The organism is Xanthomonas sp. NCPPB 2866 (genome assembly GCF_041475745.2).
Lineage (GTDB): Bacteria > Pseudomonadota > Gammaproteobacteria > Xanthomonadales > Xanthomonadaceae > Xanthomonas > Xanthomonas arboricola.
On record NZ_CM192975.1, the window covers coordinates 4,457,538 to 4,479,003 of the forward strand.

The window sequence follows — 21,466 nt, forward strand, 5'->3', positions numbered from 1 at the left end:
AGTATGCGCCAAGCGTCCGCACCCGCCCAGCCTGGCTTGCGTGAGGGAGTGAAAAGCACGTTATGATCGGCGACTCACGCCGCTTGCCCTGGATGTGGACGATGCGCCGAATCACGGTTTGCCTGCTCCTGTTGTTGGCTCCGCTTGCCGCGCTGGCATCGGACCAGCTGGCCGATGGCGATCATGAGAGCTGCGTCAGCAGCAACTCGGCGGCACGCGGCAGAACCCCCAACGGCGAGCCGGCAACCCCGGCACGTGCTCCCGCGCACAAGCCCGCGCCGGCCACCGGCGGTGGTGGTGGCGACGGCGACGGACTGTTCCCCCGCATGCGCACGATGCCGCGCTGGCATAGCTTCCTGCCGGGCATGTTCCGCTGATCCAGTGGTTGTTGCGCCGGCTGCGCCGGCCGCCGGCCGATATTCCCGATCTCTTATGGCTGCCGGTCAGCCGCCGCTGCGCCTGGGTCGCTGCGCTCGATCCGCCCCGCCAGCACCGTCTGCGTGCACTGACCGCGCAGTTCCTGCAGCAAAAAACCATTTCCCCGCTCGACGGGCTGCAGCTGCAACCGCACGATCACGTTTTGCTGGCTGCCATGTGTTGCCTGCCGCTGCTGAACATCGGCGCGGCCGGCTGGCGTGGCTGGTCGCAGCTGATCGTTTACCCGGACGCATTCCGCGTGCAACGCACGCATGTGGATGCGGCCGGAGTGATGCATGCCTGGGACGACACCCTGATTGGCGAGGCCTGGGAGCAAGGGCCGCTGATCGTCAGCTGGGCCGACGTACAGGCCGACCTGGACGACCCGCAGGCCGGCTTCAACGTGATCGTGCATGAGATGGCGCACAAGCTCGATGCACTCGATGGCGCGCTCGACGGCACCCCGCCGCTGCCGCGCGCTGCACAGCGTGCCTGGGCACGCGATTTCCAGCGCGCCTTCGATACGTTTTGCCAACGCGTCGATGCGGGCGAAGACACCGAGATCGACCCGTATGCCGCCGAGGCACCGGAAGAATTCTTCGCGGTCGTAAGCGAATACCACTTCTCCGCGCCACAGCTGCTGGCGCGCCTCATGCCGGATGTCGCTGCACAGCTGACGCGTTTTTATGGGCCGTCGCCGTTTGCGGCGTCAGCGCAGCGCTGATGGTGCGGTGGCATGCCTGCATGCGTTGGGCTGTCGTCGTGCAATGCTGTCGCGCGCATCAATCGCACGCGTTTCAAGCGACTGAGCACACCAATGCGCGATGTCGCACGCGGCTACACGCGGACGGATCGACATCGCTCGCGCATTGCCAGGCACTCACACCAACCCAAGATCGCGCGGCCTGGCACCGGGAAACACCCGTTCCAGCTGCGCAGGCGACAATCCCCACAACCGGCTCAATACACCGCCGAACAGGCTGCGGTAATTGGTGAGCACCGGATAATCGCGGTTCTGCAGCAGCTGCGCCTGCGCAACTTCTACCTGCTCGCCGGCGATCCGGCCGCCACGCACGCTGCCACCCAGCACCCAATAGGTGGTGCCGTGCCCGTGATCGGTGCCCCTGCTGCCGTTCTCGCGGAAGGTGCGGCCGAACTCGGACAGCACCACCACCACGGTATCCTTCCATGCCGGCCCGAGGGCGTCGGCGTATGCCGCCAGCCCTTCGCCCAGATTGCGCAGATTGTTCGCCAGGCCGCCTTCGACACTGCCCTGATTGGCATGCGTGTCCCAACCGCCGACATCGACAAAGCCCAGCCGATAACGCTCGCGCATCAGGCTTGCCATGCGCCGGGTTTCGTCGGCGAAGGTGCGCGCACTGGCGGCGCCGCGACCGGCCTGCTCCATCTCTTCGCGCAGCTGCGCGGTGACCTGCTGACGCAGTGCCAGTCCCTCGCGCGCAGCGGCCGCCAGCGGGGTTGCGTCGTACATTTGCGACAGGATCTGTGCCTGACGCGCATCCAGACCGCCCTTGCCGATGCCCCGCAACGACACGTTGGGCAAGTCGCCGCCGCCCTGGAAGGTCAGCGGTAAGGAATCGGTGAAGGCAATCGCCGGCACTCCGCTGAGCACACCCGCCAGGCGCGCCATGAAGCCGGAACGATAATCGCGGCGCTGCCGGCCAGCCTGACCGGATTCGATATCGTCCTGGGTTTCGAAGTGACTGCGCGACAGATCGTCGGTACCGGCAAACGGCACGAACGCCAGTTGCCGGCGTTGCCACAGCGGCAGCAGCGCATCGCGCATCACCGGGTTGAGACCCCATTGCGTATCCAGCGCAACGGCACTGTTCGGGTTGGCCGCATCCGGCCGCGCGATCGCCAGGGTCGGACGCGCCTGATAATAAAAATCGCTGGCATGCGGTACCAGCAGATTATTGCTGTCGTAGCCGCCGCGCAGAAATACCACCAGCATGCGCGCGCTGTCGCGTGGCGCAGCAAACAAGCGACCGCTCCAGGGCAGACTTGCGGCCGCTGCAGAGGCAAGCAGAAATTGACGTCGTTGCATGGCGCGCTCCCGTGGCGGTGATCGCTGGTCGAACGTTGAACAGCGGGTTTGAATCGGCAACCGTCGAATCGGCAACTCTCGAATCAGCGAAAGTTGAAGTCAGGCGATGACAGCAGGAATCCGTTCCATTCCGCAGGCGAACGCGCCTGCGCCAAGGCATCGCGCGTGCCGCTGGAGAGCGACGGCGCCACCCGGCGATACGATGGGCGCATGTCGATCTGCGTCAGCGCCGGCAGTGGCGTGTCGTTATCGCCATCGAAGCGGAACAGTTGCTTGGGTCCGCTACCCAGCGAACGTGCCACCTCGAAGCGTCGCGCCAGTTGCCCGGAGCTGGTCCATGCCTGCGATTGCAGCGACCAGCCATCCGGGGTGATGCGCCCGAACAGCGGCTCGCCGAGTTGCTGCAGCCAGCTCGCCATCGGCGCGGCATTGACCACCGGCTGGCCCTCGTACGCCAGTCGCATGGCCGAAACCACGAACCGATTCGGATCCTTGAACTTGCGTGGTTGCGCCTGCGCAAATTCCGGCGCGTCCAGCATGGCCTGCATCACCTGGGCGATATCGCCATCGCTGCGTTGAAACGTGTTCGCCATGCGCTCGACCAGCGCGGCCGGCGGCTTGTCGCTGACAAAGTACTCGGCCAAACGCTGCGAAATGAAATGCGCGCATGCCGGCTGCCGCACCAACAGCTGCACCGCGCGCTCGATCTCATCCAGGCCGCCCGCGGCGATGCGCTGGCCCAGCAAGGTCTTGTCGCCGGGTTGATGGCGTGCGGGATTGAATTCGAACAGCCCCTTGCGCACCACTTGCGGTTGCCCCGGCACGGCAGTCGGCAAGGGCGGAGCGCCCTCGGCCTTGACCGGCACCAGGCCGGCGCCGGTCAGTATCAGCGCCAGTTGCTGCACATCCTGCTGGCTATAACCGCCATGCACACCCAGCGTATGCAGTTCCATCAGTTCGCGCGCGTAATTTTCGTTGACCTTGCCCTTGGCGTTCTTGGCGTTGTCCAGATATTCCAGCATCGCCGGGCTTTCCAGCGTCGCCATCACCAGGTCGGCGAACTTGCCGGTGGCATGCGGGCGGATCGCGTTTTCCATGTAATCGGCCGCCATCCATTTCACCCGCCCCTTGTCGGCGTACACGCTGAAATGATTGAGCCAGAACCACACCAGCTGCTCGCGCGTCTGCTCCGGCGCATACACCGCACGCAACAGCTGCGCCTGACGCGCCTGGGTCAGCATCTGCCCACCACGCGCCTGCCATGCCTTGCGCAAGGCGGTCTTTTCCTCACCATCGGGCATGTCTTGCAGGCGGATCTTGTCGGCCTCGTACTGCGTGAGCAATGTCAGCAACGGCGTGTGCAGCGCATCGAAGTGCTGCAGCTGTGCACGGATCGGCGCTGGCAACGCCGCATCGTCGCTGGCCTGCAACAGCGACCTGCCATAGCGCTTGGGGCCGAGCCGCTGCAGTTGCGCGGCGCTGTCGGCATCCACGCCGTAGGTCGCACGCTGCAGCCAGCGTGTCTGCGCCGGCGTCAGTGCCGAATTGGCAGCACTGCACGACATCGCCAAAGCGCAGCCCGCCAACAGCCATGCCAGCTGCCATCGGTGATGGCGGGGCGCGCCTGCTGGACGTGCGCTCAGCCAGCGTGTCTGTGCATTGCGCTCGAACATGCAGCTCTCCATCGCAACGGCCTGAAACGGGCCCAGTATGGTCAAGCCAACGCGCGGGGCGTTAAACGGTTGTCGGAGCGCGCCGCGGCGTTGACCACGGGTTCATTCCGCACCCCATGCCGGTCACAGTCCCGGTGGCAGGGTCACGTCGAAGCGGGCGCCGCCCAGTTCCTGCGAGCGCACCACCTGCAGCTCGCCGCGGTAAGCCTTGATCAGATCCTGCACGATCGACATGCCGATGCCGTGGCCTTGCACGCGCTCGTCGCCACGTACGCCACGCTGCAGGATCTTGGCTACGTCTTCCGGCGCGATGCCGGGGCCGTCGTCTTCCACCGACAGGATCAATCCGGCACGACGGCTGCCGGTGGTGGGACCGGGCTGTGCGGTCAGCAGCACGCGGCTGCGCGCCCACTTGAAGCCGTTTTCCAGCAGGTTGCCCAGCAATTCCTGCAGATCGCCCGGCTCGCCATGAAAGCGCGCATCGGGCGAAATATCGAATTCGCACAACACGCCCTTGACCGAATAGACCTTCTCCAGCCCGCGCACGATCTCCTCGGCGGTCGACTCGATCGGCAGCGGTGCGGCGAACAGCTTATGCCCGCTGGAGGCCGCGCGAGCGAGCTGGTAGGACACCAGATCGTTCATGCGGCGCAACTGCACATCCATTTCCTCGTGCAGGTCGCGCTCGGACTGGCCGCTATCGAGCTGGGTGCGCAACACCGCGATCGGCGTCTTGAGGCTGTGTGCAAGATCGGCCAGCGTGTTGCGCTGGCGGTCCAGATTGTCGCGCTCGCTCTCGATGAAGGCGTTGATGCTTTCGGTCAGCGGCTCCAGTTCGCGCGGATGCTGCTCGCTCATGCGCTGGATCTCGCCGCGCTGCACCTTGGTCAACTCGTTGATGACCCGCCGCAGCGGCCGCAGGCTCCACTGCAGGATGAAGGCCTGCAGCACCAGCAGCACCACACCGGCACTGCCGAGGTAGAACCACACCGCGCCACGGAACACGCGCAGCTGCGCGCCCATCGAGCGCGCATCTTCCATCACGTAGATGGTGTACGGAATCTCGCCGCCGTGTTCGCGCTCGACGTAACTCACGCCCAGGCCGTAGCGGTACAACTGGCCCACGCTGCCGTCGATCTGGGTCATCTCCAGCGGGCCGATGAATTCTTCCTGGCGCGGCTCGAGCATGCGCCCGTGCGGAATGTTCGGGCCTTCGGCCGACATCGAGGTCCAGCTTTCGTCCGGGCGCACGACTTCCACGTACAGCCCGCCGCCGGGCACATCGAAACGTGGATCCGGCGGCTGGCCGCCGATGTACAGCGAGCCGTCGCGGACGAAATCGATATTGGCGGCATACGCAGAGGCGTAGTTCTTCAGCCGCTCGCGCAGATTCTTTTCGGCGGTGTCGGCGAACGCCACATCCAGCGCGTAACCCGCCAGCGCCAGGAAGGCCACCAGACTGAGGCTGGCGGCCAGCAGCTGGCGGGCCTGCAGCGAGCGCGGCCGCCAGCGTCTATACCACTTGGAGCGGCCCGGCACCTGATCTTCCTGCTTGCCGATGCGCGGACTCAGCCTTCGGTACGCGGAATGGCGAAACGATAGCCGCGACCGCGTACGGTCTCGATCGGCTTGAGCTCACCATCGGGATCGAGCTTCTTGCGCAGGCGGCCGATGAATACTTCCAGCACGTTCGAATCGCGATCGAAATCCTGCTGGTAGATGTGCTCGGTCAGATCGGCCTTGGAGACCAGTTCGCCGGCATGCATCATCAGGTATTCAAGCACCTTGTACTCGTAACTGGTCAGGTCCACGTTGGCGCCATTGACGCTGACCGTCTGCGCGGCCAGATCCAGCGCGACCGGGCCGCATTCCAGCGTCGGCTTGCTCCAGCCCGCCGCGCGCCGCAGCAGCGCATTGACGCGCGCCAGCAGCTCTTCGACATGGAACGGCTTGACCAGGTAATCGTCGGCACCCTGCTTGAGGCCCTCGACCTTGTCCTGCCAGCTCGAACGCGCGGTCAGGATCAGCACCGGGAATTTCTTGCCTTCGTCGCGCAGCGCCTTGATCAGCTCCATGCCCGACATCTTGGGCAGGCCGAGGTCGATGATGCCGACATCGAACGGGACTTCGCGGCCCATGTACAGGCCTTCTTCGCCGTCTTGTGCAGCGTCGACAGCAAAGCCCTCACGCTTCAGGCGCGCGGCAAGGGTCTCGCGCAGCGGAGCTTCGTCTTCGACCAAAAGGATACGCATGCACTCTCCCTAGTTACGTTGTCGGCCAATGGCCGGGGAATTTATGAGACTGAACGCAGAACTATCTACGTCTAGTGGTTATCGTCGCGTGGTGGCGCATCCGGCGGCGCCTGGCTGCGCGGCGGCGCGGCCTGCATCTGCTCCGACTCGTACACGGTATGCACGCGGCCGTCCTTCATGTACTTGACGCGGTTGAGATTGCCCCCGTCGAACGGCACGCGTTCGGCGCTGAGGATCTGTCCACCGGTGGACCGCTGCACCTGTCGGATGGTGTCCGAGAGCGTGCGCCCATTACCGCGCGCGGAAGGCGGCAATGGATCGCGTCCCGCGTGCGACATCGGATATGCCTGCCCCCACGCCAATGGCGCTGCCATGGCTAGCCCGAGGGCAACCAGGACGACATAGCAAGCGCGGCAGGAGGGCTGGGTCACAATGAATCCTAGCGGGTTGTTCAGGAACATTCAAAATTCGTGAAACCGGCCACCGGTGACAGCATGGTCGAGCCCGAGAATGGTCCAAATTCTTGATTTTTCGGGGTGAATCCCATCTGAACTTTTTAGCTTTGTGTTAACGCTGTTCAGTGAAATGAATATCTGGACGCCTGGAACGGCACTTTTCTGGAACTCGTGCCCGTGCCCGGCAGTTGGCATCCCGGTCAGATGCAGACAGCGGAAATGCCTGTTCAGGTAATGCAAGCGGCAGGCCAGTTCAGGCCACAACGCGCCAGCCCTGGGTGTCGGTCCGCTGCAAGGCCTGCTCGACCAGCTCCCAGCCGGCACCTGGCCGGTGTGCGCCCTCGCTCAGGACCTGCCGGAAAGCGCGTCCGCCCGGCTGGCCATGGAACAACCCCAACACGTGTCGGGTCATGTGTTTCAAGGCCAGGCCTTGCTCCAGTTGGGACTCGACGTAGGGCCGCAAGGCGCGCAGTAATTGGTCGCGCGGCTGTTCCGCACGATGCGTCAGGGCTGCATCCAGGCGATGCAGTACATAGGGGTCGTGGTAGGCGGCGCGGCCGAGCATGACGCCGTCGGTTTGGTGCAGATGCTCCATCGCGGTCTCCACCGCCGCGATGCCGCCATTGAGCACCACTGGCAGCGCGGGGCGCTCCTGCTTGAGGCGATACGCCCAGTCGTAACGCAGCGGCGGCACTTCGCGGTTTTCCTTGGGCGACAGGCCCTTGAGCCACGCGTTGCGGGCATGCACCACCACCATGGCGGCACCGGCTGCGACCACCTGATCGACGAAGCTGGCGAACACGGCGTAGTCGTCATCGTCGTCCACGCCGAGGCGGCACTTGACCGTGATCGGCAGCGTGGTCGCCGCACACATGGCGGCAACACAGTCGGCCACCAGGCCCGGCTCGCGCATCAGGCAGGCACCGAAGCGCCCGGCCTGCACGCGATCGGACGGGCAGCCGCAATTGAGGTTGATCTCGTCGTAGCCCCACTCCTGCGCGATCGCCGCCGCCTGCGCAAGCAGCGCCGGCTCGCTGCCGCCCAATTGCAGCGCCAGCGGGTGTTCGACCGGATCGAAGCCGATCAGCCGCGTGCGATCGCCATGGATCACCGCATTGGCGTGCACCATCTCGGTGTACAGACGTGCCGAGGGTGCCAGCAGGCGATGGAAGACCCGGCAATGGCGGTCGGTCCAATCCATCATCGGGGCGACGGACAGGCGCAGGGAGGCGGCGTAGCGATCGGCGGAAGCGGTCATCGACATGTGGCCGCAGCGGGCAGCCATCGGAATGCGGAGCAGGATCAACAGCTTACACGGGCGTCGATGAATCTGCCGCAGCGCGGCATGGCATCCTGCGAGGCCGACCTGCCGGAGCCCGCTGGTCGATCGCCGGTTCACTGCGCCATGTGATTGACCCACAGGGGCTGGCGAAGGTCGGCATGCCGCGCGTTGATGGAACCCGCTGGCGGCGCGCCTGGGCGTCCGGTATCGCGGCTATCACTGCCATCGAAAGAGACGAACGACACCGTGCTGGCGCTGCTGTCGTTGCCCTCGCACGCCAGGTGCGCGCGTTATCGGGCGGCATCGCTGCAGGATGCGCAGTGCCTGGGCGTTCGCCCATGTCGAGCGAACGCGGTGCATCGTCAATGGCGAGCGGAGCTTGTGTCGTCCAGTGCTGGCGTCGTGCACTGCGCCTGGACAGGATCTGCAGTTACGGGTTGCGGAAGCCCACACGCTCTTCGGCGCTCAGCGGCTTGCCGAGCGCATGGTACGAGGCAACCAGGGTGATCAGGGCGGTACCCAGCACGGTGTAGAAGCTCCACGACGTGGCCAGCACGTGTACCTGACCGAACACCAGCGCGACCACGGCGGTGGCGGTGCACAGCACCATCGCCAGCAGGGACATCAGGAAAGGGATGGAGGGATCGAGCTTCATGGTCCGGGGGTTCCAGTGTGCGATAGCGGAAGCATCGGCGTTCGCAGTGCTTTCTTGAACTGTTTTTTGCGATTTTTCCGAACAAATTTCAGGCAAGTCAGCGCGCACTCAGACTTATGTCAAACCCTTGGCGCACAAAAGGTTTCCATGTCAGGGGGCTCCTGACGCAGTGGCACAAAAATCACCACCGCCGCCAAAGATCCAACGCGCCTGCGGCGGAAAACCGGCGGAGGCGGTGGCTGCGTTTTCCAGCGGGTCGTGGAGGCAAATCGAGCAGGTCGGCGAGCCACTGGCCGACCCGGGAGCGAGGATTCACTGCGCTCGGTGCACAGTGGTTGACCTCCGAACCGGGCCGAGGCGGTGGTTGCGCCTCTCGGCAGGTGATGAAGGCAGATTGAGTAAGTCACCGCGCGGCCAGCCGATCTAAGAGCGAGCATGCGGTGCGCTCGGTACGCAACGGCTACCTCCCGAACCACGTCGGTGGTCATAAATGAGCGGGTGTCGCCGGTACGCACCGGTGGCGTCAGCACGCGCGGTGGAGTGCTGCAGGCGAGGCCGTCGAGGCTCCGGGTATCGAGGTGCAGGACTCGGGCGATACCAATCAGCGACTCATCCGACGGCCACCGGGATGGAGCTGCCGTCGCAACCACCTACAGCGCTTCGAAGACGGCCGAGCGCTATGCGTGCAATCCGCCAGGATGCGGGCTGCAGGCGATTGGCCTGTGCATCAGGTGCATCGTGGTACGGCACGCTGCAGCACGCATCGCCGTCGGCTCACGCCGGTATCGGCCGCATGGCGCCGGTGCGAGCCTGCTGACGCCTGGCGTCACGCATACCTGCCCCGCTACGCATGACAGGCGCGCTCAGCGCGGCGGGGTCGTCGCAAACTCGCCGCGCTGCAGCTTGGTCACATCGTTACCCTGCCCATCCTTGAGGCTGAGGTCTGCGCCCTTGGCGGCCAGATCCTTGAGCACGTCGGTGCGCTGGAACAGCGCTGCGTACATCGCGGCGGTCTGACCGGCGTTGTTGCGCTGGTCCGGCGCGCAGTCGGCCTGCATCAGCCGCTTGGCGATGCCCAGCTCGCCCTTGAAGATCGCGCCCATCAGCGCGGTGTTGCCGCGCTTGTCCTGCGCGCAGGGGTCGGCACCGGCGCTGAGCAGTTGCTCCACTGCCGGGCGCTGGCCGTGATAGGCCGCCAGGATCAGGGCGGTGTAGCCCTTCTCGTCACGGGTATTGAGGTCGTAGTGCGAGCGGATGAACTCGGCCAGCATGTCCTGCCGCCCTTCGCGTGCCGCGTCGAAGAAGTACTCGCGCAACTGCAGCTTGATCTGCGCCGGGTCGGCGGCGGCAGCGGTGGCGCTGGTGGACATCGGCGCGGGCGAGGCAGCATTGGCAGCTGCAGACAGGGTGCCAAGCATCAGAAACAGCAGGGTGCGCATATGGCTCTCCCGATAGCGAAAACGGCACCGCGGCACAGGCCGCGATGCCGTGGGTGGATCAGTCCTGCAGGCTGGAGGCCAGCTGCTTGACCCGGGCCAGGTCGCCCTTGGCGACACGCGTCACGCCAGTGCCGTACTCGGGGTCGGCCTTGTACAGGAACGACAGCAGGAGGTGCTTGCTCTCGGTGTCGGTGGTGGCCAGCGATTCGCCGAAACTCTGCACCAGATCGGCGCGATCCTTCTTGCTGTAGGACCGATACAACTCACCGGCCTGCTTGAAGTTCTGCTCGCGGGTGATCTTGGCCTGCTGGGTGGTGCCCGACAGCGGCAACGCGCTGTAACGCGCAGCGGTGTCCTGCGGCCGCGGCTCCAGCCGGCTCGGCTCGTAGTTCACGCCGCTGGTGGTGTGGCCGTTATTGCCTTCGCCATCCTGGTTGCCGTTGTTGACGGCCACACGCGGACGGTTGACCGGCAGGTTCAGGCCATTGGCACCGATGCGATACAGCTGGGTGTCGGCGTAGGAGAAGATGCGCCCCTGCAGCAGACGGTCTTCCGACGGCTCGATGCCCGGCACCAGGTTGGCCGGCGCCATCGCGACCTGCTCGGTTTCCTGGAAGAAGTTGTCGACGTTCTTGTTCAACACCATCTGGCCGACCTTCTGCTCCGGCACGTCGGGCCAGATCTTGGTGGCGTCCAGCGGATCGAAATCGAACTTGGCCAGATCTTCCGGCTTGAGCACCTGTACGTACAGGTCCCACTTCGGGAAGTCGCCCTTCTTGATCGCACCGACCAGATCGTTGGTCAGGTGGCTGTAGTCCTTGGCCTGGACGGCAGCGACCTGCTTGGGGTCGAGGTTCTTGATGCCCTGCAGCGTCTTCCAGTGGAACTTGACGTAATGCACTTCGCCCTGCGCATTGACCAGCTTGTAGGCATGCACGCCGTTGCCATCCATGAAGCGATAGCCGGCGGGGGTGCCTTCGTTGGAGTACAGCAGGGTCAGCGTGCGGGTGGCCTCGGGCACGTGCGAGAAGAAATCGAAGCGGCGCGAATCGTCGTCCAGATTGGTGCGCGGGTCCGGCTTGAACGCGTGGACCATGTCGGGGAACTTGATCGCATCACGGATGAAGAAGGTCGGGAAGTTGTTGCCGACCAGATCCCAGTTGCCTTCGCTGGTGTAGAACTTGGTGGCGAAGCCATGCGGGTCGCGCAAGGTTTCCGGCGAGTGGTTGCCGTGCACCACCGAGGAAAAACGCACGAAGACCGGGGTCTTTTCGCCGGCGCTGAATACCTTGGCCTTGGTCAGGCTGGACAGATCGGCGGTGGCGGTGAACTCGCCTTTGACGCCGGTGCCGCGTGCATGCACCACGCGCTCGGGGATGCGCTCGCGATCGAAACGCTGCAGCTTCTGGATCAGCTGCACATCCTGCAGCAGGGTCGGGCCATTGGCTCCGGCGGTCTGCGAATTCTGGTTGTCACCGACCTTGGCGCCGTTGTCGCGGGTCAGGACGGATTGGGCGAAGACCGGCGGTGCGATCAGCGTCGGGGCTAGCAGGGCTAGCACCATGAGGGATCCAGGGCGCATGGCGTCAGCTCGTTTGAGGGAGCTGAATCATGGCCAGCGGACCGAAGCGTGAGAAGTCGTTAGTTATGATCGCTGCGATAGGCGAACATGATGATGACTACAGAGCGTGATATGCATCGCGTTACAAGGCGGTAGCACGTTGAAGATCATGTCGCTTGCGCTACGCATGCGGTGACTAGGCTGATTCGCAGCGACGCACGTAGTGCGTTGGTGACTGTAAGAATACTGCAGTGCGGAAGATCCGCACACTCAGCAACCAGCGACAGTATGCGGTGAAAAATACCCACAGGGCCGGGTGTCATCGCCTGGTGGAAACCAAGCCACCAACACCTTGCAACGTCTTCTTGATCCAGGTGTGCACGCGCGACCCATGCGTTAAACAGTAGTCATCGCGTCGCACCTGGATCGCTCACGGTTCAAAGACCACCAGAACCGCTCTGTTCGTCAGGCAAACCTACGTCTGCCCGTCTGCGTGCCAACTGGGCAGGATCCTCCAGCTCGAACAGGCTGCCGTCCGCCTTGCGCTGGGTGCCGTAGCGCTGCGGCTTGCCCGACATGATCAGATTACGATCCACGAACAATGCCATGTCTGCGGTGCTGTAAGACCCGCGCGCCACCGCAACCTCGATGTTCTTCAGGAAGCCATCGCGAAACGTGCGGTCAGTGGAGTGCTGCGCGACCAGGAAACCGGCATGCGCCCCGTCCTCGCCGACCGACGCGACATCGGGGAAGCCGAATTTGTCGATCAGTGCAGACAGCGCAGCCTGGTTTTCCCGTTGCGACGCAACCAGACGCATGGCCATGTCTTTCGCTGCACCTTGATTGGCCTGCAGCTGTTGCGCCGTGAAGGCACCACGAATCTGCTCACGGATCTTCTGATCGGCATCGGCCAGTGCCAGCAGCTGTTCGCGATAAGAGGCGTTCATGCCTGGACGACCTTGCTGCAGAGTGCGATCGGCTTCGGCAATCGCCCATCCCGCAGTTGTCAGCTGCCATAGCAGTACACCGAGCATCACTGTCTTCATCCGCAATCCTCCCGGATCTCAAAAGGTCACGACATCGCGTCGATAAAGCACGGCAGGGAAAGATACCGCTGCCATCGACACCACACGCGCAGCGACGGGCACGATCATGCACCGCAAACGTGTGACAGCGGCACTCTGCGAGACGGGCGTTTCATCCTCCGCACGGGACCGGCGCAGGCTTGGCGCCGCTAACCAATCACCCGCTTGAACGGCGGCAACGCGTCGATGATGCGTTTGCCGTAGCGGCGTGTCAGCAGGCGCGAGTCGAGGATGATCACGCGGCCGTGGTCGCTGGAACTGCGGATCAAGCGGCCCGCGAACTGCGTGAGCGTGCGCAGCGCGTGCGGGATGGCGATCAGGTTGAAGGCGTTATGGCCGCGACTTTCCAGCCATTCGCTCAGGGTCGAGGTCTGCGGGTCGGTCGGCACCGCGAATGGCACCTGGGTGATGACCACCGTGGTGCAGGCATCGCCGGGCAGATCCAGGCCTTCGCCGAAGGAGTTCAGGCCAAACAGCACCGAGCCTTCGCCGGCGGCGATACGGCGCAGGTGTTCGGTGATCAGTTGCGACTTGTTGCCCTCGCCCTGCACCAATACGCGGTTGCGCTGCGCCAGCGGCATCAGGTCGGCGACCTTTTCCATCTTCCAGCGCGAGGTGAACAGCACGATGCTGCCCTTGGCGGCCCAGTCGAGTTCGCGCACCAGGTAACGCGCAACTTCCTTCGGGTGGCCTTCGCGATCGTCTGGGGTGACCGGGAAATTGGGCACGATCAATTCGGCCTGATTGGGCAGGTCGAACGGTGAGGCCAGCGAGGCCATTTCGGCGTGATCGGGCAGGCCGTTGTCGATCGCGAACGCTTGGAAATCGCCGCCGCCGGTGAGTGTGGCCGAGGTCATCACCACCGAATCCACTTCGTTCCAGATCATCGTGCGCAGCACCTGCGCAGCCGACACCGGCGAGCAATGGCAGATCAGATCGCCGTCGCGCGAGAGGGTGATCCAGCGCGCCATCGGCGGCTGGCCTTCCTTGTCTTCGCGCCGCCAGCCGCTCCACAGATTGTGTTGCTGCTCGGTCATCTCCAGAGCCAGGCCGAGGCTGCGCTGCAGGCGTTCGCGCGCCGAGTCGTCCTGCTTGCCCTTGGCAATCGCGCTGTGCGCGGCATGCACCCAGTTGAACAACGCGCGGGTTTCTTCGCCGAGTTCTTCGATGGCCGGGCCCCATTGCGGCGGCAGCTTGCCGTTGGCCGCACGCCACAAGGGATCGCGCTCGCCGGGCTCGGGCTTCCACACGCGTTCGACCTCGGCGTGGAAAGCCTTGAGCAGCTTGGACACGCGCGCGGCCACCTCGATGGCCTCGTTGGGCAACAGGTTGCCGATCTTGTCCTTGTCCACCGCGCGGTAGGCAGCGGCGATGAGGATCTGCAACCGTCCGGTGCGTTTGGCCATCTCGTCCAACGGCAGGCTGGCGGCGCCCTGGTCGATCGCCACGCCGGCGATGTGATGGCCTTCGTCGAGCACCAGCAGCATGTCGGCGGGCGGGGCGATCAAGGGCTGGCCATTCTCGGCATCGCCCAGCGACAGCGACGACAACAGCAATGCATGGTTGGTGACCACGATCTGCGCTTCGCGCACGTCGGTGCGCGCCTTCAGCACCGGGCATTGCGCGGCGTAGCTGCAGCGGCGGCCGGCACAGCCGGAGGCCGGCGTGGTGATGCGCAGGCGCAGCGGCACCGAGACCTGCTCGGGCGCATCGTCCAGATCGCCGTTCCAGCTGCGCTCGGCGTAGGCCGTGGCCAGGCGCTTGGCCAGATCCGCGTCGGCCGGGCTGAGCGGGCGGTCGTAGAGCACCTGTTCGTCGTCGAACATCCCTTCCTGGCTGGTCTCGCCCTGCAGCTCGGCGGCGTTGCGCGTGCACAGGTAGCGGGTGCGGCCCTTGGCCAGTGCGACCGTGGCTTCCAGCCCGGTGGCCTTGAGGAAGGCCGGAATATCGCGCTCCACCAACTGCGACTGCAGCGCCACGGTGCCGGTGCTGATCACCAGCTTCTTCTTGGTGGCCAGGGCGATCGGCACGCCGGCGGTGAGATAGCCCAGGCTCTTGCCGACCCCGGTGGGGGCCTCGGCAATGCCGATGCCGCCGGAGGTGGCCAGCGCGCGCGAGACCAGGCCGATCATCTGGCTCTGCGCCCGCCGTGTGGCAAAGCCGGGCGTGTTGGCCTGCAGCTTGGCGTAGGCCTCGCGGATGCCGGCCTTGATCGGGTCGGTCAGAACGCGCTGGGTGGGAACCGGCGCCGACGGCGCGGCCGGTGGGGCGACTTCATTCATCGCGCTATTTTCGCACGGACCGGCGCAGCGCCTGCGACCGGCGTGGCACTCGGCTGAACGTGTTTGCTGGCGCGGGGCGGCGCCACCGCCATCTTGGTCCCAGGTACGCACGCTGCACGGCCACTGCATGCGTCGGATCCGCTCATCGCCGGCGGGCGCTGGCCGCAAGTTCTGACCCGGAGGGTCGCGCAATGGATGCCGGCCCAATCACCCTGAGCTGCCGCAACGAGCAGGCAGCGTCGCTCCACGTTGTCAGCGGCCTTGCGTCCGCGGCGGCCATGCATGGCGCGCCCAGACCAGCCCGATGACCACCATTGCGACGCCCATCAGCAACATGCCGGCACCCACGCCAGTGGGCCCGAAGCGCTCATACAGCAGGCCGCCGCGATTGACCGCAGCCAGCGCCTGCGGATGCAGCAGCGTCCACCCGCCCTGCCCGGCACTGACCAGCCCGACCACCACCAGCGCGATGGCTTTGAGCGGAATCATGGGCGCGGGCCGGCGGCGGGCGGCACGCGTTGCAGGCTGCCTGCCAGCGTCCACACCAGCACGCCGATGCCCACGCCTTGCATCGCCATCAGCACGAAGTGGGCGATGCTGGTCACCATGCTGATCTGACGCACATTGCCTTGCTGCAGCAACAGCATCGGAATCGCCTGGAAGGCAACCTCGGCAAACAAGCAGCCCAGCAGCAACCAGAGCGCGGCCAGCCCGGCACGCCGCAACGGGCTTTGCGAGGCACGCCACAGCAGAACCAGCCCGAGCAGCAACGCGATCAGCATCGGCACGCGCGACAGCAGGCTGGTGACCAGGGTCAGCAGGATATCGGTGGCGGTGACGCTGCCCACCTCAGTCGGCACTGACCAGAACGGCCTCGCGCGCGCGCAGCGCGGCGTAGACCGGGTCGGTGTCCGGGCGCACGCCGTGCCACAGCGCGAAGCTCTCGGCGGCCTGCTCCACCAGCATGCCCAGGCCATCGACGGCGTAGCGGCATTGCGCCGCGCGTGCCCAGGCCAGGAAGGCGATGGCGGTGGGGCCATAATTGAGATCGACCGCCGCGGTGAGGCTGTTGACCAGGCCCAGCGGCATGGCGAACGCACCGGCGTCGCGATCGCGCCCAGCCGCGGTGGCATTGACGATCAGTTCGAAGTCGCCCAGATCGCGCAGGTCTTCGATGTAGCGCGAGACCACCCGCCCCGGCTCGCCGAGCGCATCGCACAAGGCATCGGCACGCTCGGGCGAGCGGTTCACCACCACCATTTCGGTGATGCCCGCTTCCAGCAGCGCCGGTGCCACGCCGCGCGCGGCACCACCGGCGCCGAGCAGCAGCACACGGCGACCGCGCAGATCCAGCCCGTGGCGGTCGGTGAGGTCACGTACCAGACCGGCGCCATCGGTGTTGTCGCCCTGCCACTGGCCGTCGTTGCGCACCAGCGTATTGACCGCACCGGCCAGACGCGCGCGATCGCTCAGGCTGGCCGATAACGCACAAGCGGCTTCCTTCAGCGGCAGGGTGACGTTTGCGCCCTTGCCGCCTTCGTCGGCGAAGCGCTCCAGCGCGGCAGCGAACTCTTCCGGCGGTGCGTCGATGGCGGTGTAGTCCAGCGCGATGCCGGTCTGCTTCCCGAAGTCGGCATGGATGGCCGGCGACAGCGAATGGGCGACGGGGTGACCGAACACGGCATAACGGGATACGGGCATGAAACGCTCTCTGGTTGACTAGACTGTGCGCGACTTGAGGCAGGAACCCCGCATGCAACTTCGATGGACACTGCTCGCGCTGGCGGCAAGTTTACTCTGCGTCCCGGTCGCGTCGGGGCTTGCCGAATTCGGCATCGAAGGCATGGGCGTGGTCTCCACGCCGGCCAACGAAGCGCGCGCCACGCTGAGTCCGGACGGGCAACGCATCGTCTGGGCCAGCGACCGCGCCGGCGGCACCGGGGGCTGGGATCTGTGGCAGGCCCGGTTGAACGGCGGGCGCTGGCAGGACGCAGAAGTGCTGCCGATCAACACGGCGCAGGACGAGACCTCCCCGCTGTTCAGTGCCGATGGCCGCTGGCTGCTGTTCGCCTCCAGCCGCCCTGGCGGTGCCGGCGGCGCCGACCTGTATCGCGCGCCGGTGGATGCGCAGGGCCGGATCGGTGCGGTGGAATCCCTGGGCGCGGCGATCAACAGCCGCGGCGACGAGCGCTCCCCGACACTGTCGCTGGACGGCACCCGCCTGCTGTTCGCCAGCAATGGCCACGGTGGCGCCGGCGGCATGGACATGTTCGTGGCGCGCTGGGATGGACAGGCGTTCATCGCGCCGGTGGCGTTGAGCGATATCAACAGCGCCGACGACGAGCTGGATGCGGCCTGGCTTGGCGATGGACGGGGGCTGGTATGGGCACGCGGCCGGCAAAATGGTCCCAGCCAGTTATTGCTGGCGACCTGCAGCAACGGCCATTACACCGTGGGCCAGGCAGTGCCGCTGTCGTTCAACGGGCCGCAGGAACGCACCTTCGGTGCGGTGGTGGATGCGGCCAAGCCAGGCGAGTTGCTGGTGACCGGCAGTGCGCGCGCACCGCGTGCGGGGCAGCTGGACATCTATCGGATGAAGGCGCCGGCGGTGGAGGGAGGTACGAGCTGCCATTGAGGATGGGTGGGTGCGCAGACCCTTGCCAAGGGGCTGCTGGGAATACGACTTCACGCCAAGCTGTTGCAGAGCGGATGATCTGGGTCCTCGCTGCAGAGCGCTGGTTTGCGGTTTGGCTGTACTAAGGCTCGGCTGTAGGGCTGCTGATCTGAGGCTTGGTCGCAGGGCCCTTGCCCGCCCACCATCGCAGGACACGCCGCAAGTACGTCCATGTAGGCTCTTACGCGGCATCCATGCCGCGTAAGGTCCCGCGACGGTAGGCGGACAAGGGCCAGCCGGGATGGTCGGTGTGCATGGTCAGAAGCGGGAGCGGCAGCAGGCGGGTCAGATGCAGCGGTGGTTGCATGATCCTTGTGATCTGGCAGACGTGGTCTGATTTCCAAAGCTGTCCGTCGAAAGCGGGCAGCAAGTGGATTGGGCTTGCCCCCTATCGCTAATGGTCATCCACACATGCATGCAAGCGACCAGACCGCTGCGTTAAGTCGCCTCGCTTGAGTCATCCCGCTTGTGCGGTTCCATCAGTGCACGACCGGCTTCGCAGGCGTGATGTCCTTACCGGTTCCGGGACCCTTGGCGGCATGGATGCCGCCACGGAGCCTGCATGGACGGATTCACGGCGTGTCCCGGACGTGGTGAGGGCATCGCGTCCTCGACCAACCAGGCTTTTGATTCAAGCATCGGACCGCGCTTAGACGCCGCCATGGTTGGCAGCTAACAAAACCACCGCACACGCTGCAAGGAGGGCGCGGTCGATGCTAGCTAGGACGCAGCATGTCTCCGTCGTTCACCGCGATTTCTCCAAACCGTTCGCACCCGCTCGGCGACCGCACGCCACGTTTTACTGGCCGCTCCAACCCAGCGATGCAGCGGCCATGACCGCGCTCAATACACATCGCGCCGATAACGTCCCGCTGCGGTCAGCGACTCCAGCCGCGTCTCGCCCAGCAATTCGCGCAGCGTGGCATCGACCTCACGCGCCATGCTGTCCAGGCTGCCACAGACATGGATCACCGCACCGCGATCGATCCAGTGGCGCAAAGTGTCGCCGGTTTCGCGCAAGTGATGCTGCACGTAGCGCTTGTGCGCCTGGTCGCGCGAGAACACCCGGTCCAGCTGCTGCAGGTGGCCACGCGCATGCCAGGCCTGAAGTTCGTCGGCAAACAGACCATCGTGCGCGGCCTGCCGTTCGCCGAACAGCAGCCAATGTCCGTGTACGCCGGCCAGCTCGGCCTCGCGCAGCAGACTGCGCAAACCGGCGATACCGGTGCCGTTGCCGATCAACACCATCGGCGCCTGTTCGATGCGATGGAATCCGGGATTGGTGCGCAACCGTGCGCGTATCTGCCCACCGACGGGTGCGCGGCAGATCAGCCAGCCCGAGCCCAGGCCGGGGCTGCCGTCGGCGCCTGTGGTCAGGCGCACCACCGCGGTCGCAACGCCATCGGCCGGCACGCTGGCCAGCGAGTAATCGCGGGTCGGCAGCCAGGCGCAGGCGTCCAGCCAGGTCTGCGGATCCGGATGCGGCGTGGGCGGGCGCGTGGGCGGCTCCGGCAGCACGCGCTCGGCGACGGCCTGCTGCAGCGGCAGCAACTGCGCATCGACATGCACCAGCGCGTCGGGCGGCAGGCCCCAGGCGGCCAGACACGCGCGCACGTGCGTGTAGGCGTGCGCCGGCTGCACTTCGAGAATGTCGCCCGCCTGCCATTGTGTACCGGAGGGTGGCAGCAGATCGATCTGCCAGATCGGTGCTCCCTCGCTGCCCGGATTGAGATGCGTGCGCGCCGCCAACGTCCAGTGCAGCAGCGTCGGGCGGGCCAGCGGCACGGCGGCCACCGGCGCACCGGCAATCTGCGCCAGTTGCGCATGCCATTGCGCCAGGGCCTGCGGATCGGTGTTGTCCATCTCCACTGCCGGAAACAACGGCTGCGCGCCCTGCGCCTGCAGCCACTGTTCGATGCGTCGGGAAAACCCGCAGAACTGCGCGTACTGGCGGTCGCCCAGGGCCAGCACGGCATAGGTCAGCTGTGACAGCGTCATGCGCTGACGCAACAGTTCGCGCTCGAAGCTGCGCGCGGTATCGGGCGGCTCGCCATCGCCAAAGGTGCTGACCACGAACAAGGCATGCCGGGTGCCCTGCAGATGCTGCGCGGTGAGCTGTGCCAGCGAGCGCACCTGCACCGGCAGACCGGCCGCCTGCAGATGCCCGGCCGCCTGCCAGGCCAGCCGTTCGGCAAACCCGCTCTGGCTGGCGAACCCGATCAACCACGGCTCGGCCTGCGAGGCCGCCGGGGCACCGTGCAGGACATCGCGCGCGGCACGCAGCGCGCGCTTCTTGCGGCGGCGATCCAGGTACAACATCCAGCCGGTCACGAAGAACACCGACATGCCGACACTGGCTAGCATCACCACGATGCGGCCCGGCAGCCCGAAGAAGCTGCCCGAATGCAGCGGAAACATGCTCACCAGCAACTGCTGCCCGCGCGGCAGCAGTGCATAGTCCTGGCGACGCAGCAACGCACCGCTGCCCGGCTCGATCTCCAGATTGTCGTAGGCGCGATCGTGATCGGGATGGTCGGGCAGGAACCGCACGCTCAGCGGTTGCCCCGCACGCGGCGGGATACGCAGGTCCAGTGCCGTGCTGTGCGTGGCCGGGATGGCATCCAGGGTGCGTTGCACGGCTGCAAAATCCACCGTGGCCGGGCGGTGATCGCGCCCGTCGCCACGCATCGCAGGCTCGGTGCCGAGCAAGGCCACCATGCCGTCGCGGTACCAGTTGTAGGACCAGGTCAGCCCGGTCAGCGCCACCAGCAGGTACACCAGCAGACACCAGGTGCCGAACACCGCGTGCAGGCTCCACAGAAAACTGCGCCCCTGCCGCCGCCATTCCACTGCCCACCAGGTGCGCAGACTCCACCAGCGTCGCGGCCAACGCAGATACAGGCCGGAAGCGCAGAAGAACAGCAGGATCAGGGTGCTCGCACCGGTCACCGCCTGGCCACGCTTGCCGGCGGTCAGATGGCGATGCAGGTCCTCGATGAAGGCAAACGCGCCGCTCAGCCGCGGGGCGGCGACCCTGTCGCCGGTGTACGGATCGAAGTACACCCGGCCGCCGTCCTTGCCGGCCAGGCGTGCATTGGACGGACGCTTGCCGGTCGGATCGATCAGCATACGGGTGACCGCCTGTTGCTGATCCAGGTCCAGCCGGCGCAGCAGCACATCCACCGGCAATGGCCGCTCGCCTGCGGCATGCCGCTGTGCCAGCTGCGTGATGGCCGGATTGGCCAACCGCACGATCTCGTTTTCGAAGGACATCAACGCGCCGGTCAGCCCCATCACCGACAGCACCAGCCCGGCCGTGATGCCGAGCAGCCAGTGCAATTGGAACAGGACGGTCTTGAGCACGCGCGAGCAGCCGCAAACAGTGGGCTCGCCATTGTAGATGAGAATCGTTATCGCAGTTTGCGTGGGATTCCGAAGCTCACGCCACTGCCGTAGCGCCGTCAGTCAGCGACTGCTGTGTCACTCGATTATTGCAGCAACGCCGGTACCCATTGATCGCAGGAAGCAGATTGATCAAGCTGCCTGCGCCACACCTTCCCTCCCCATCCGGAAGGATGGCGCGCGCCGCACGCAGCGCAGGCCGCGAGAGAACGCGGCCTGCG

At 65.7% G+C, this 21,466-nt stretch carries 18 protein-coding genes; 3 read left to right on the forward strand and 15 right to left on the reverse strand.

Annotation, left to right across the window (positions count from 1 at the left end; translation table 11 throughout):
• Window positions 1–62 precede the first annotated feature (62 nt).
• Window positions 63–377 carry a hypothetical protein gene (locus ACCQ04_RS18975; protein ID WP_024939067.1) on the forward strand — a complete coding sequence of 105 codons (315 nt, stop codon included), beginning with the start codon at window positions 63–65 and terminating at the stop codon, window positions 375–377.
• Between the two features lie 8 nt (window positions 378–385).
• Window positions 386–1,141, forward strand: coding sequence for a M90 family metallopeptidase (locus ACCQ04_RS18980; RefSeq protein ID WP_184632861.1), 756 nt, complete (start codon window positions 386–388; stop codon window positions 1,139–1,141).
• Between the two features lie 156 nt (window positions 1,142–1,297).
• Here ACCQ04_RS18980 and ACCQ04_RS18985 read toward each other — a convergent pair whose 3' ends face one another.
• From ACCQ04_RS18985 to aroE, 14 genes are all read right to left on the reverse strand, one after another.
• Window positions 1,298–2,485 (reverse strand): DUF1501 domain-containing protein, encoded by a 1,188-nt coding sequence (locus ACCQ04_RS18985; RefSeq protein ID WP_226427934.1) that lies wholly within the window; start codon window positions 2,483–2,485, stop codon window positions 1,298–1,300.
• A gap of 83 nt (window positions 2,486–2,568) precedes the next feature.
• The gene (locus ACCQ04_RS18990; RefSeq protein WP_372358594.1) at window positions 2,569–4,050 is read right to left on the reverse strand and encodes a DUF1800 domain-containing protein; all 1,482 of its coding nucleotides are present in this window, start codon (window positions 4,048–4,050) and stop codon (window positions 2,569–2,571) included.
• Between the two features lie 231 nt (window positions 4,051–4,281).
• Complete coding sequence (locus tag ACCQ04_RS18995; protein WP_024939071.1) at window positions 4,282–5,652, reverse strand: ATP-binding protein; 1,371 nt, start codon at window positions 5,650–5,652, stop codon at window positions 4,282–4,284.
• 74 nt (window positions 5,653–5,726) lie between these two features.
• Window positions 5,727–6,410, reverse strand: a complete 684-nt coding sequence (locus ACCQ04_RS19000) for a response regulator transcription factor (protein WP_002808458.1) — start codon at window positions 6,408–6,410, stop codon at window positions 5,727–5,729.
• 71 nt (window positions 6,411–6,481) lie between these two features.
• A complete protein-coding gene (locus tag ACCQ04_RS19005) occupies window positions 6,482–6,871 on the reverse strand; it encodes a hypothetical protein (protein WP_179466027.1) in 390 nt (129 codons plus the stop codon).
• A 247-nt stretch (window positions 6,872–7,118) separates the two neighbouring features.
• Complete coding sequence (gene dusA, locus ACCQ04_RS19010) at window positions 7,119–8,123, reverse strand: tRNA dihydrouridine(20/20a) synthase DusA (RefSeq protein ID WP_065033495.1); 1,005 nt, start codon at window positions 8,121–8,123, stop codon at window positions 7,119–7,121.
• A 454-nt stretch (window positions 8,124–8,577) separates the two neighbouring features.
• Window positions 8,578–8,802 carry a hypothetical protein gene (locus tag ACCQ04_RS19015; RefSeq protein ID WP_016902784.1) on the reverse strand — a complete coding sequence of 75 codons (225 nt, stop codon included), beginning with the start codon at window positions 8,800–8,802 and terminating at the stop codon, window positions 8,578–8,580.
• Window positions 8,803–9,665: 863 nt separating this feature from the next.
• A complete protein-coding gene (locus ACCQ04_RS19020) occupies window positions 9,666–10,241 on the reverse strand; it encodes an ankyrin repeat domain-containing protein (protein ID WP_226427932.1) in 576 nt (191 codons plus the stop codon).
• Window positions 10,242–10,299: 58 nt separating this feature from the next.
• Entirely contained in the window at window positions 10,300–11,805 is a 1,506-nt protein-coding gene (gene katB, locus ACCQ04_RS19025; protein ID WP_180968604.1) for a catalase KatB, read from the reverse strand.
• A 434-nt stretch (window positions 11,806–12,239) separates the two neighbouring features.
• Window positions 12,240–12,848 (reverse strand): DUF6624 domain-containing protein, encoded by a 609-nt coding sequence (locus ACCQ04_RS19030; protein ID WP_102255090.1) that lies wholly within the window; start codon window positions 12,846–12,848, stop codon window positions 12,240–12,242.
• Between the two features lie 188 nt (window positions 12,849–13,036).
• Window positions 13,037–15,169 (reverse strand): ATP-dependent DNA helicase DinG, encoded by a 2,133-nt coding sequence (dinG, locus tag ACCQ04_RS19035; protein WP_226427931.1) that lies wholly within the window; start codon window positions 15,167–15,169, stop codon window positions 13,037–13,039.
• Window positions 15,170–15,421: 252 nt separating this feature from the next.
• The gene (locus ACCQ04_RS19040; protein WP_024939078.1) at window positions 15,422–15,658 is read right to left on the reverse strand and encodes a hypothetical protein; all 237 of its coding nucleotides are present in this window, start codon (window positions 15,656–15,658) and stop codon (window positions 15,422–15,424) included.
• Window positions 15,655–16,029 (reverse strand): hypothetical protein, encoded by a 375-nt coding sequence (locus ACCQ04_RS19045; protein WP_016902791.1) that lies wholly within the window; start codon window positions 16,027–16,029, stop codon window positions 15,655–15,657. Before ACCQ04_RS19045 ends, ACCQ04_RS19040 begins: the two co-directional genes overlap by 4 nt.
• Complete coding sequence (gene aroE / locus ACCQ04_RS19050; RefSeq protein WP_024939079.1) at window positions 16,019–16,870, reverse strand: shikimate dehydrogenase; 852 nt, start codon at window positions 16,868–16,870, stop codon at window positions 16,019–16,021. The genes ACCQ04_RS19045 and aroE overlap by 11 nt, the downstream gene beginning before the upstream one ends.
• A 52-nt stretch (window positions 16,871–16,922) precedes the next feature.
• Here aroE and ACCQ04_RS19055 point away from each other — a divergent pair, with 52 nt between their 5' ends.
• Window positions 16,923–17,804: a TolB family protein gene (locus tag ACCQ04_RS19055; RefSeq protein WP_226427930.1), complete on the forward strand. Its 882-nt coding sequence runs from the start codon at window positions 16,923–16,925 to the stop codon at window positions 17,802–17,804.
• An 882-nt stretch (window positions 17,805–18,686) separates the two neighbouring features.
• On the opposite strand, the gene ACCQ04_RS19060 is transcribed toward ACCQ04_RS19055, so the two are convergent.
• On the reverse strand, window positions 18,687–21,206 hold the full coding sequence (locus tag ACCQ04_RS19060; protein WP_226427929.1) for a PepSY domain-containing protein: 2,520 nt from the start codon (window positions 21,204–21,206) through the stop codon (window positions 18,687–18,689).
• Window positions 21,207–21,466: the final 260 nt, after the last annotated feature.

Bases quoted from the DNA above. Each gene is read 5' to 3' on its own strand.
- ACCQ04_RS19020 (WP_226427932.1), bottom strand. From the start codon at position 10,241: ATGCGCACCCTGCTGTTTCTGATGCTTGGCACCCTGTCTGCAGCTGCC.
- ACCQ04_RS18985 (WP_226427934.1), bottom strand. From the start codon at position 2,485: ATGCAACGACGTCAATTTCTGCTTGCCTCTGCAGCGGCCGCAAGTCTG.
- ACCQ04_RS19005 (WP_179466027.1), bottom strand. From the start codon at position 6,871: ATGTTCCTGAACAACCCGCTAGGATTCATTGTGACCCAGCCCTCCTGC.
- aroE (WP_024939079.1), bottom strand. From the start codon at position 16,870: ATGCCCGTATCCCGTTATGCCGTGTTCGGTCACCCCGTCGCCCATTCG.
- ACCQ04_RS19055 (WP_226427930.1), top strand. From the start codon at position 16,923: ATGCAACTTCGATGGACACTGCTCGCGCTGGCGGCAAGTTTACTCTGC.
- ACCQ04_RS18990 (WP_372358594.1), bottom strand. From the start codon at position 4,050: ATGTCGTGCAGTGCTGCCAATTCGGCACTGACGCCGGCGCAGACACGC.
- katB (WP_180968604.1), bottom strand. From the start codon at position 11,805: ATGGTGCTAGCCCTGCTAGCCCCGACGCTGATCGCACCGCCGGTCTTC.
- ACCQ04_RS19030 (WP_102255090.1), bottom strand. From the start codon at position 12,848: ATGAAGACAGTGATGCTCGGTGTACTGCTATGGCAGCTGACAACTGCG.
- ACCQ04_RS18975 (WP_024939067.1), top strand. From the start codon at position 63: ATGATCGGCGACTCACGCCGCTTGCCCTGGATGTGGACGATGCGCCGA.
- ACCQ04_RS19000 (WP_002808458.1), bottom strand. From the start codon at position 6,410: ATGCGTATCCTTTTGGTCGAAGACGAAGCTCCGCTGCGCGAGACCCTT.
- dinG (WP_226427931.1), bottom strand. From the start codon at position 15,169: ATGAATGAAGTCGCCCCACCGGCCGCGCCGTCGGCGCCGGTTCCCACC.
- dusA (WP_065033495.1), bottom strand. From the start codon at position 8,123: ATGACCGCTTCCGCCGATCGCTACGCCGCCTCCCTGCGCCTGTCCGTC.
- ACCQ04_RS19015 (WP_016902784.1), bottom strand. From the start codon at position 8,802: ATGAAGCTCGATCCCTCCATCCCTTTCCTGATGTCCCTGCTGGCGATG.
- ACCQ04_RS19040 (WP_024939078.1), bottom strand. From the start codon at position 15,658: ATGATTCCGCTCAAAGCCATCGCGCTGGTGGTGGTCGGGCTGGTCAGT.